The 10,079-nt window shown below is 69.1% G+C and carries 9 protein-coding genes and 1 pseudogene; 5 read left to right on the forward strand and 5 right to left on the reverse strand.

The features are described from left to right. Both HR086_RS40105 and HR086_RS40110 read left to right on the forward strand, forming a co-directional pair. Positions 1-410, forward strand: a pseudogene (locus HR086_RS40105) (caspase family protein); the annotation flags it as partial. A gap of 164 nt (positions 411-574) precedes the next feature. Then, on the forward strand, positions 575-1,573 hold the full coding sequence (locus HR086_RS40110) for a hypothetical protein (RefSeq protein ID WP_174458582.1): 999 nt from the start codon (positions 575-577) through the stop codon (positions 1,571-1,573). Between the two features lie 221 nt (positions 1,574-1,794). Here HR086_RS40110 and HR086_RS40115 read toward each other — a convergent pair whose 3' ends face one another. Next, positions 1,795-2,058, reverse strand: coding sequence for a hypothetical protein (locus HR086_RS40115; RefSeq protein WP_174458583.1), 264 nt, complete (start codon positions 2,056-2,058; stop codon positions 1,795-1,797). A gap of 187 nt (positions 2,059-2,245) precedes the next feature. Here HR086_RS40115 and HR086_RS40120 point away from each other — a divergent pair, with 187 nt between their 5' ends. Beyond that, positions 2,246-2,704 carry a MaoC family dehydratase gene (locus tag HR086_RS40120; RefSeq protein WP_174458584.1) on the forward strand — a complete coding sequence of 153 codons (459 nt, stop codon included), beginning with the start codon at positions 2,246-2,248 and terminating at the stop codon, positions 2,702-2,704. A gap of 159 nt (positions 2,705-2,863) precedes the next feature. On the opposite strand, the gene HR086_RS40125 is transcribed toward HR086_RS40120, so the two are convergent. From HR086_RS40125 to HR086_RS40140, 4 genes are all read right to left on the reverse strand, one after another. Beyond that, positions 2,864-3,679 carry an isocitrate lyase/phosphoenolpyruvate mutase family protein gene (locus HR086_RS40125; protein WP_174468246.1) on the reverse strand — a complete coding sequence of 272 codons (816 nt, stop codon included), beginning with the start codon at positions 3,677-3,679 and terminating at the stop codon, positions 2,864-2,866. 59 nt (positions 3,680-3,738) lie between these two features. After that, entirely contained in the window at positions 3,739-4,275 is a 537-nt protein-coding gene (ogt, locus tag HR086_RS40130; RefSeq protein WP_174464154.1) for a methylated-DNA--[protein]-cysteine S-methyltransferase, read from the reverse strand. Next, the gene (locus HR086_RS40135; RefSeq protein WP_174464153.1) at positions 4,268-5,776 is read right to left on the reverse strand and encodes an AlkA N-terminal domain-containing protein; all 1,509 of its coding nucleotides are present in this window, start codon (positions 5,774-5,776) and stop codon (positions 4,268-4,270) included. The genes ogt and HR086_RS40135 overlap by 8 nt, the downstream gene beginning before the upstream one ends. A 135-nt stretch (positions 5,777-5,911) precedes the next feature. Then, positions 5,912-7,279, reverse strand: a complete 1,368-nt coding sequence (locus HR086_RS40140; protein WP_141642400.1) for a pyridoxal-phosphate dependent enzyme — start codon at positions 7,277-7,279, stop codon at positions 5,912-5,914. A gap of 374 nt (positions 7,280-7,653) precedes the next feature. Here HR086_RS40140 and HR086_RS40145 point away from each other — a divergent pair, with 374 nt between their 5' ends. Together HR086_RS40145 and HR086_RS40150 are read left to right on the forward strand one after the other, a co-directional pair. Continuing rightward, positions 7,654-8,694: an aminoglycoside phosphotransferase family protein gene (locus tag HR086_RS40145; RefSeq protein ID WP_141642399.1), complete on the forward strand. Its 1,041-nt coding sequence runs from the start codon at positions 7,654-7,656 to the stop codon at positions 8,692-8,694. A 28-nt stretch (positions 8,695-8,722) separates the two neighbouring features. Beyond that, positions 8,723-9,754 carry a sugar phosphate nucleotidyltransferase gene (locus HR086_RS40150; RefSeq protein ID WP_174464151.1) on the forward strand — a complete coding sequence of 344 codons (1,032 nt, stop codon included), beginning with the start codon at positions 8,723-8,725 and terminating at the stop codon, positions 9,752-9,754. Positions 9,755-10,079: the final 325 nt, after the last annotated feature.

Raw genomic sequence — 10,079 nt, forward strand, 5'->3', positions numbered from 1 at the left:
GGCTGGGAGTGTCCTTCCTCGGGGGCCTCACGCTGGGAGCCACCCGGGGCTCAACCACCGCTCAGGACCTGGAGCAGTTGGAGCTGGGGCTGTGGAGTGGCCTGGGCGTGGCGGGCTCCTTGGGACGTGTCTGGGCCGGAGCCCATGCGGGCCTCGGAGTGCTGGGCCTGGTTCAACGCGCGACGAGCCCGGACGCGGAGCGACGCCGGGAGCTGGGGCTGCCCGCGCGGCGGACACGCACGGGCGCGGGAGCAGCCGCGTTCGCCTCGCTCTCCGCGGAGGTGCCGGTGGGGGCGCGCACGGGCCTCTTCGCTCGGCTGGGCGGCCATGTCGCGTTGATGCGCGAGGATGAAAAGCTCCGCACGCAACTCGCGCCACAACTGCTGCTGGGTTGCACCTGGGGGCTGTGACACGGAAGCGCGTGAAAGGGATGTCCCACGCCTCGCTGTCCGCGCGTCTCCTTTCTCGCATCGTTCAGGTGGCCCGAGCGCATTCGAAGCACGGCGCGCGTGTCTCCTGGCCGGTGTCTGTCACGCGACATGGGATTGCTCCCATGCACCGAGAGGAAGGCCATATGACGACGAGGCTGGAGCGCGGTTTCTGGAAGTGGGGCCTGCTTTCACTGGCATTGGCGGGGTGCGGCGGTGTCCTGGGGGACGAGGCGGGGGATGAGCCGCTGCTCACGCTGGAGGGGACGCTTCAATCCAGCGCTTCATTCGATCTGGGCAACTCCAACTCCGACCGGCTGCGAGCGGCGCTGCTCTGGAACACCTGGCCCAAGGTCGTCGTGGACTGCCTGGTCCAGCAAACGTACCCGGAGGGCATCTCCAAGTGCGCGCGGCTGAGCCCCAGGTCGTCGTTCCACCATCCCGGGGTGGACGTGAAGGTGAACGGCCGGTTCCCCAACTCCTTCAGCATGCCCCTCAATCGCCTGCCGGAGCCTGGAGCCCTGATGGGGGAGGAAGGCTCCCGGCTGGGCATGGCCTATGTGATGGCCTACGTGGACGGCAACGGCAACGGCAAGCTGGACCGAGTCCCGACCGAGGCTCTTTCCAGCCCTGACATCGTCGTCGGGTTTCAGGAGGGCTTCGACGGAGAACAGACGGAGAGCTCATTCATCATGTTTCGCGAGGGCGCGCTCCACCCGCTCTTCCACCTGGACTTCCCGAACTGCCCGGAGATTCCCCAGGGGTACTCCGTGGTGACGATGCGCTACACGCCTACCTCCGAGGAGTGCTTCGTGACGACGCGCAAGGTGGACGTGAACGTCGTCCTGAAGGCGAGCCAGGCCCTCCAGCAGATGGCCTGTGAGCTGCCCAACGCGAGCGTCCTCGTGGACTCGGTGCGCGCCTCCACCATGGGGCCGCCACCGCCGGGGAGCACCCAGCGCTGCGGCACGTACATCCGTCCCGTGTCGCGCCTCGACCAGGTGCTGCTCGTGAACCCCCATCCGGAGCGCTTCTGCACCGCCGCGAACACGGTGGCGTACACGCTGCGAGACTACTGGGATGGCGCCTGGGATGACCGGGCCTCTCCTCCCGCGTGGTGGCCCTGCCCGGTGACCGCGCCCTGAGGTGAGGACCGCGAGGGGGCAGGCCGGGTGCGCTGCCCCTTCGCGACGAGTCACCCGACTGCGGCACGGAAGAATTCCGAGTGTCACAGCCTGTCGTGACGAGGACCGCGACTCCTGACTCCGCGAGCCCATGAATCCCAGGCGACGGATTCATGGGGCACTTCTGAGCAGAGATTGGCCGCGTCCATCCATGCTGGGTGGCTCAACGCTCCGAGGACTGTCTACATACAGCGGTTTTCACAGACACCCAGCAGGCAGAACCAGCACGGACCCACGCAGCCGGGACGACAGGCCGCGTTGGCGTGCTCGCTGTCGGCGAGCAGCATGCCCTCCGGCGGCGTGCTCACTTCCAGGTCACACGTCGCGTCTCCTTCCACTTCAACGAGCGCGGCCTGAGGCTCACCCATGGACAGGGCGGCGAGCCCCACCACGAGCAACATGCACAGCACCATGGACCACTGGCTCTTGAGCAGCTTCGCGAACATGCGTGTCTCCTTGGCAGTGCCTGACGAGGCCACGCCAGTCTGTCATGAAAACAACCAATCCAGAAAGTCGAGGATAGATGGTTCGGGAGCGGATGGGCGCCGCAATGCGTTGCCCTGGCCCCGCGAGCGGCCTATGCAATGCGCCAGGGGGCCACGCAGCAAGAGTCACCCGTATCCGAGGAGTCCCATGCGTTACTTCGACGACTTCCAACCTGGTGAGGCGATTGAGGCCGGGCCCTACGTGGTCTCCCGGGAGGAGATCATCGCCTTCGCGAAGCAGTTCGATCCGCAGCCCTTCCACCTGAGTGACGAGGGAGGTCGGGAAGGCATCTTCGGCGGCATCATCGCCAGTGGATGGCACACCGCTTCCATCTGCCACAAGCTCGCGGTGGAGAGCCTGTTGGGCAAGTCCGCGAGCCTGGGTTCACCGGGGCTCGACGAGCTGCGCTGGCTGCGGCCGGTGCGTCCCGGGGATGCGCTCAGCGCGCGCTTCGAGGTCCTCTCCACCACGCCGTCGCGCAGCAAGCCGGACCGCGGCGCCATCAAGTTCCGCTTCGAGGTCCGCAACCAGAATGGCGAAGTGGTGATGACGGAGGTCGCCAACGCGCTGTTCGCCCGACGGCCCGAGGGCGGCGCGGCGAAGTAGCCGCGAGCCATCCTCAGGGAACCGATGGCAAGGGCCGCGCCATTCATCGGCGCGGCCACGCTTCACCTGCCAGGCGCTGGCTGGACCCGACGTCGGTGCGCCCCTCCGCGTGGGCGAGCGACACCGCGTCGTCTTGTTGTCCGCCCGCGCGACGTCGGCTCAGCGCTGGGCCATCAGGGCATTGAGCGCGGGATAGTTGATGCCCGCCTCGGGCGGAGGCGCGGAGGAGCCGTCCCGCAGGAAGTCCGCGCTGAGCGCCGCGATGCGGCCGAAGATGGACTGGGCCATGCCCGCGCCCGCGCTGACGCGACGCACGCCGAGCGAGGCGAGCTCCGACGCGGGAGGCAGGCCGCCAATCGCCATCAGGTTCAAGGGCAGGCCCGCTTCCGTGACGATGGCCTTGATGTCCACCGGCGTCTTCAGGCCCGGAACGAAGAGCCCATCCGCGCCCGCGGCGCGATAGCGACGGGCCCGGGCCAGCGTCTCCTCGACGCGACGCTCCGCCGGGCCAATGCCCCGCAGGAACACATCCGTGCGCGCGTTCACGAACAGGTCCGCGCCCTTTCGCGCGGCGGCGCGCTTCACGGCTTCAATCTTGGCGCACAGCAGGTCCACCGAGCCCGAGCCATCCTCCAGGTTGATGCCGACGCCGCCCGCCTCCAGCACCCCCGCGGCCACTTCGCCCACCGCGTGCGGGTCCTCCGAGTAGCCCCCTTCGATGTCCACCGTCAGAGGCACCTTCACGATGCGGGTGATGGCGGCGACAGTGTCCAGGAGTCGACTCACCGGCAGCAGGTCGCCGTCCGGGTATCCCTGGGCCCAGGCCACGCCCGCGCTCGTCGTGGCGAGGGCCTTGGCCCCCAGGCTCTCCATGACGCGGGCGCTTCCGGCGTCCCACGCGTTGACCAGCAGCAACAAGCCCGCTTCGTGCAACTGACGGAAGTCCCGGGCGGAGTTCGGCGGAGCGACAGGCATGGGCAGAGGTCCTCTTTCGACAGGGGTGTGGAGCGGGGCCGGATGATACGCAGAGCGCTTCAGGCCGTGGATGTCCGTCGCACTCGCGACTCGTGGTCGAGTAACCAGCGCTTGCGCTCGATGCCACCTCCGTAGCCGGTGAGGGAGCCATTGGCACCCACCACGCGATGACACGGCACGACAATGCCCACCGGATTGGCGCCGTTCGCCAGGCCCACCGCGCGTACGGCCGCGGGACGGCCGATGCGCTTCGCCAGCTCCGAGTAGGACACCGTCGCGCCGCAGGGAATGCCCCGCAGCGCCGCCCACACCTCGCGTTGGAAGGGCGTGCCTTCGGTGCGGACGGACAGGCCGTCGATGGCGTCGAGCCGCCCGGAGAAATACGTCCGCATCGTCTCCGTGAGTCCGCCCGGATTTCTCGCGGCGTCCAGCTCGAAGCCTCCGGCCCCGTAGTGCAGGCGCAGCAACTGCCGCATGCGGCCTTCGTGCTCCGTCCAGTCGACGGCGCGCAGGTGTCCGTCCCGGTCCGCGATGATGACCAGCTCGCCGATGGGGGTGTCCGTCTTGTCGATGAGGAAGCGGAGAGTCTCAGCCATGACGCACCTCTTGAAGTCGTGGAAGCAGGCCCGGGTCCGCGGCCCACAGGTGTTGCGCGGCATAGGCCCGCCAGGGCCTCCAGGGTTCCGCGCGTTGAAGCAGGTCCTCGGGTGTGGGACGCGCGCCCGCGTCTGTCGCCGCGCTCCGCAAGAGCGCCACGTCGCTGGCGGGGAACGCGTCCGTCTCGCGCAGCGCGCGCAGGGCGATGTACTGCGCGGTCCACTCGCCCACGCCTCGGATGGAGCGCAGCCGGGCGACGCCTTCCTCCACCGTGCCGAACGGCTGGAACAACAGCGGGTCCGCGAGCGCCGCTTCCGCCAGGGCCTTCAGCGACGCCTTGCGCGCGGAGGGCATTCCCAGCGCTCCCAGGTCCGTCGCCACGACGCGCTCCGGTGAAGGGAAGGCCCGCGACAGGCCCGGAGCAAGTCCGTCCACGGGGGCGTCAGCGCACAGTCCCACCAACTGGCCCGCGAGCCTGCGCGCGGCCACCACCGTCACCTGCTGGCCCAGAATCGCGCGGACCGCCAGCTCGAACCCGTCCCATGCGCCAGGGGCCCGCAGCCCGGGACGCAGCGCCACGAGGGGCGCCAGGAAGGGGTCCCTGGAGAGGTGCGCGCCAATCACCTCGATGTCCGCGCCCACGTCGAACACCCTGCGCACGCGCGCGACGATGGCGGGGAGCGACTGGACGCGCGGGAAGCGAATCCTCGCCACGAGGTTGTCCCTCGCGGGCTCGTGGGACACCTCCACCGTGCCCACCGCGCCGTCCTGGGACACCGTGCGCAGGTAGCGCGAGTCGGACACCTGCTCCACGCCCTGGATGGCTCGCGCGGACAGATAGGCGAGCATCGCCGCCCAGTCATACGGCGGCCGGTAGCGCAGCCGCAGCGTGACGCCCGCTTCCGCCGCCGCGCTGGAGGTCGTCTCCACCGCCTGCTTGCGGCGCAGGGCGCTGGGGGGCCGTTGGTAGAGGTCCTGGAACGTCTCGTTGAAGCGCCGGATGCTGCCGAAGCCCGCGGCGAGCGCGACCTCGGCCAGCGGCATCCGCGTCTCCTGGATGAGCTGCTTGGCGAAGAGCACGCGCCGCGTCTGCGCGACGGCCACCGGCGTGGCGCCCAGGTGTTGCTTGAAGAGACGGCGGAGCTGTCGTCCTCCCACGCCCAGCCGTTCCGCCAGCGCGTCCACGCCCGCTTCGCCTCCGTCCAGCGCGCCCTCCGCGATGAGGGCCAGCGCGCGCGACACGGTGTTGGAGGTGCCCCGCCAGGAGGCGAGGTCCGGGGCCGTCTCCGGCCGGCAGCGCAGACACGGCCGGAAGCCCTCTTCCTGGGACGCGGCGGCGGAGGCGAAGAAGCGGCAGTTCTCCCGCTTCGGAGTGCGCGCGGGGCAGATGGGCCGGCAGTAGATGCCGGTCGACGTCACCGCGACGAAGAGGCGGCCGTCGAAGCGGGCATCCCGCGTCTGGAGCACGCGGTAGCAGGCGTCGGAATCGAGCAGGTCCATGCCCAGACAGTGTCATCGGGGCGTCGTGCGCGCTCGCGGTTTTCGGACATCGATGGCACGCGCCCTCCAGACGCGAAAAGGGCCTCCCACCACCGGTGAGAGGCCCTCTTCAAGACGCGACTGCCTGGGGGCCGACTAGGCCGCCGTGCGGTGCAGGAAGTCGATGAGGTCGATCTTCGTGACGATGGCGATGACCTTCTCGCCCTCCTTCACGACGGCCACGTTGTCCTGCGCGAAGATTTCCCGCAGGCGGGCGATGCTCGTGTCCGGCGACAGCGCGCCCTGCAGCGGCGAGACGATGGCGTCGATGGTGTCGGCGAACTTCGCCTTCCCGGCGACCAGCGCGTTGAGCAGGTCGTACTCGTGCACCATGCCCACCGCGCGGCCGTCCTCGGACACCACGGGCATCTGGCTGATGCCGTGACCGCGCATCGTCTCCACGACCTGGTCCACCCGGTCGCCCTTGCGCGCCGTCTTCACGTCGCGCTGCTTGCTCCCGATGATGTCGCGCACGGTGCCGGTGCTCTTGTCCTCGGCGAAGCCGTTGTCGCGCATCCACTCATCGGAGTGGAACTTGCTGATGTAGCTGCTGCCGGAGTCGGGGAGCACGACGACAATCGTCTTGCCCTTGCCCACTTCCTTCGCCAGCTGCACGGCCACGTGCACGGCCGCGCCGGAGGAGCCACCCGCGAAGATGCCCTCCTCGCGCGCCAGCCGCCGCGCCGCCGCGAAGCACTGGCGGTCATCCACCTGGCGCACGTCGTCCACGACCTTGAAGTCCATGGCGCCGCACAGCATGTCCTCGCCGATACCTTCCACCTTGTAGACGTGCGGCTCGGTCAGCTTGCCCGTCTTGAAGTAGCCCTCGTAGACGGAGCCCTCGGGGTCCACGCCCACGTTCTTCAGGCCGGGGATCTTCTCCTTGAGGAACTTGCCCGCGCCGCTCATCGTCCCGCCGGTGCCCAGGCCCGAGATGAAGTAGTCCATCTTGCCGCCGGTCTGCTCGAAGATCTCCGGACCGGTGAGCTGGTAGTGCGCCTCGATGTTGTCGGGGTTGTGGTACTGGTTCAGCATGAACGCGCCCGGCGTCTCACGGTGCAGCCGCTTGGCCGTCTCGTAATAGCTGCGGGGGTCCTCGGCCGCGACGTTCGTCGGCGTCACCACCACCTGCGCGCCCAGCGCCTTCAGGCGGTTGATCTTCTCCAGCGACATCTTGTCCGGCATCGTGAAGATGCACTTGTAGCCCTTCACCGCGGCCGCCAGCGCCACGCCCATGCCGGTGTTGCCGGACGTGTTCTCCACGATGGTCCCGCCGGGCTTGAGCTTCCCCTCCCGCTCGGCCTTCTCGATGATGTACAGCGCCATGCGGTCCTTGATGGACGCGCCCGGGTTCATGAACTCGCACTTGACCAGAACAGTCGCATCGTTCGGTCCGACGAGCTTGTTGAGCTTGACCAGGGGCGTGTTGCCAATGGCGGAGAGAATGGTGTCGTGGATGTCCATCGGGGCTTCCAGAAAAAAGGGGGTTCGCGGCGCGTCTTATATGCCGCCGGAGGGGCCCGGTCGACAGCGGGAGTCCATCTCCCCGGTCGAGAAGTAACAGTGCCCCGTCCTGGGCACTTCCCCCGCACCCCTGGAGCAGCAGGACCCGGGGTGTCTCCTGGCGACCTGCCAGCAGGGACGGGCCTGCTTCGTCAGGGGGCGGCCGGGCGCGCGACGCGTCGCGACGGGAATTGGGGGCTCAAGGTTTCGCCGTCGCTTACGTGACAGCCCGAGGGGCCAGGGGGCAATCGCCGCGCCGGGCCTTTGACGCGGAAAGTCGCCCCTCCCATACTCGCAAGCCTCTTCTCCCAACCCCCTTGGAGAACCCCGTCGATATGGAACTCGAGGCCGCCCTGCGCGACCAGGTGGGACAGGCCACTGGCCGTCCCGTTCCCCATGCTCCCATCAAGAAGTTGAAGGGAGACGCGAGCAATCGCTCGTACTACCGCGTCGGCGCGCCCCCGGAGAGCTGGGTGGTGATGGTGATGCCGCTGGACGCGACGAAGAAGAGCGAGGAGGCCACCAAGGGTGAGCCTCCGAAGGAGCTGCCCTTCGTCAACGTGCACCGCTACCTGAACAAGCTCGGTGTGCGCGTGCCCGCCATCCTCCGCTACGACGAGCCGGCGGGGATGATGGTGATTGAAGACCTGAGCGACATCACCTTCGAGTCCGCGCTGGAAGGCGGCAAGCACAACGAGGCGCTCTACACGCGCGCGGTGGACCTGCTGGCGCGGCTGCGGGTGCAGGCGGAGAAGCACCAGGACCCGGACTGCCTGGCCTTCACGCGCTCGTTCGACGAGGACCTGTACGACTGGGAGCTGCACCACTTCCGCGAGTGGGGCCTGGAGGCGTGGAGCGGCAAGCTACCCACGGACGCCGAGCGCGCGCAGCTGGACGCGACGTTCCGGGACATCGCGAAGCAGCTGGCCGCCGCGCCCCGGGGCTTCACGCACCGCGACTACCAGAGCCGCAACATCATGGTGAAGGAGGGCGAGCTGGTGGTCATCGACTTCCAGGACGCGCTCCAGGGCCCCAGGCAGTACGACCTGGTGGCGCTCCTGCGCGACAGCTACGTGGAGCTGGACCGGGCCTTCGTGGACGCGATGCTGGACCGCTACATCGCCACGTTCCAGGAGGCGAGCGGCGAGCGCATCAACGCGGTGGAGTTCAAGGCGTTCTTCGACCTGCTCACCGTGCAGCGCAAGCTGAAGGACGCGGGCCGCTTCGAGTACATCAACCGCGTGAAGGGCAACCCAGGCTTCCTCGTCTCCATCCCCGCGTCGCTGCGCTACGTGCGCGAGGCGTTCCGTCAGCGGCCGGAGCTGCGAGGGCTGCAGGAGCTGGTGGCGAAGTACGTCCCGGAGCTGGCGGCCTGAGCCCATTGGCGGGGGAGGGGAGTCGACAATGAAGGCGATGGTGCTCTGCGCGGGTCTGGGAACCCGCCTGCGTCCGTTGACGGAGCGCTGGCCCAAGCCGGCGCTCCCGTTCCTGGGTCAGCCGCTCCTGCGCTACCACCTGGCGGTGCTGAAGGCCGCGGGTGTCACGGCGGTGGGCATCAACACCCACCACCTGCCGGATACGATGGAGGAGGTGGCTCGCGAGGAGTGCGCGCGCGCGAAGCTGGCGCTGCACGTGGTGCGCGAGCCCGTCATCCAGGGCACCGGCGGCGGCATCCGGGGCCTGCGCGACTTCCTCTCGGACGGAGACTTCATCGTCTACAACGGCGACATCCTCTACCCGGTGGACCTGCGGCCGGTGGTGGCCGTGCACCAGGCGTCCGGTGCGCTGGCGACGATGGTGTTGCTGCCCATGCCGGAGGGGGAGAAGTACGCGTCGGTGGAGTTGGATGCGTCCGGACGGGTGCGGCGCATCGCGGGACACGGGCCTGGAGGCGAGGGCCTGACGCCGTGGCACTTCACGGGCGTGCACGTCATGTCCCCGCGCGTCTTCGACTTCATGAGCGCGCAAGGACCCGAGGACATCAACCGCGAGGTCTACGCGCGCGCCATGTCCCAGGGACAGGTGGTGCGAGGCGTGCGCGTGGATGGCTACTGGTCCGATTTGGGCACGCCGTCGCGGTATCTGGCCACGGTGCGGGACGTGCTCGCCGGCCGCGTGCGGTTGGAGTGGCTGGGGGCGGACTCGCCGCTCGCTGGCACGGTGCGAGGGCCGGGGTCCTCGTGGGCGCATCCCGACGCGCACGTGAGTGGCGCGAAGGTGGAGGGCCCCGCGTACTTTGGCCGGGGCGTCACGGTGGCGGAGGGCGCCGTCGTCGGCGAGTCCGTGGCGCTGGGCGCCGGAGTGAAGGTGGACGCGGGGGCTCGCCTCCAGAACGCCGCCGTCTTCGAGCAGACCGTGATCGAGGCGGATGAGTCGCTCACGGAGCTGCTTGCGTGGCGGGAGCATCGGATTCCCGCGCCGCTTTCGGGGCGCTGACTCGCACGAGCCTCAAGGCCCTCGGATGAGCTGACCGCGTGCGCGGCCAGCGGGTGCCGTGCGCCGCCCGCTCGCGCGTGCCCTCGCCGCGAGCGTGTGGGGGCGGCCGCATGGTGATGCCTGTCGACTCCTGTCCGCGCGCGCACGAACCCTGCTCGGAAAGGGTCGGTTACCGCACGGCGTGCGAGCGAGCTCTGTCGTCCGCACGAAGGTCGCCGTTTCGGACAATGGGCCCTACCTTTCGCCACGGACAGCCTGCCTGCGCCGGGGGTTTCCGGCGGGGAACAAGGGGAGGTCTGGGGCATGAAGTGGCGAGGTTCTCTGG

The organism is Myxococcus sp. CA039A (genome assembly GCF_013336645.1).
Classification (GTDB): Bacteria; Myxococcota; Myxococcia; order Myxococcales; family Myxococcaceae; genus Myxococcus; species Myxococcus llanfairpwllgwyngyllgogerychwyrndrobwllllantysiliogogogochensis.

What these genes read in the sequence shown, in the direction of transcription:
- HR086_RS40110 (WP_174458582.1), top strand. Translation starts at nt 575, where the DNA reads ATGACGACGAGGCTGGAGCGCGGTTTCTGGAAGTGGGGCCTGCTTTCA.
- HR086_RS40115 (WP_174458583.1), bottom strand. Translation starts at nt 2,058, where the DNA reads ATGTTCGCGAAGCTGCTCAAGAGCCAGTGGTCCATGGTGCTGTGCATG.
- HR086_RS40120 (WP_174458584.1), top strand. Translation starts at nt 2,246, where the DNA reads ATGCGTTACTTCGACGACTTCCAACCTGGTGAGGCGATTGAGGCCGGG.
- HR086_RS40125 (WP_174468246.1), bottom strand. Translation starts at nt 3,679, where the DNA reads ATGCCTGTCGCTCCGCCGAACTCCGCCCGGGACTTCCGTCAGTTGCAC.
- ogt (WP_174464154.1), bottom strand. Translation starts at nt 4,275, where the DNA reads ATGGCTGAGACTCTCCGCTTCCTCATCGACAAGACGGACACCCCCATC.
- HR086_RS40135 (WP_174464153.1), bottom strand. Translation starts at nt 5,776, where the DNA reads ATGGACCTGCTCGATTCCGACGCCTGCTACCGCGTGCTCCAGACGCGG.
- HR086_RS40140 (WP_141642400.1), bottom strand. Translation starts at nt 7,279, where the DNA reads ATGGACATCCACGACACCATTCTCTCCGCCATTGGCAACACGCCCCTG.
- HR086_RS40145 (WP_141642399.1), top strand. Translation starts at nt 7,654, where the DNA reads ATGGAACTCGAGGCCGCCCTGCGCGACCAGGTGGGACAGGCCACTGGC.
- HR086_RS40150 (WP_174464151.1), top strand. Translation starts at nt 8,723, where the DNA reads ATGAAGGCGATGGTGCTCTGCGCGGGTCTGGGAACCCGCCTGCGTCCG.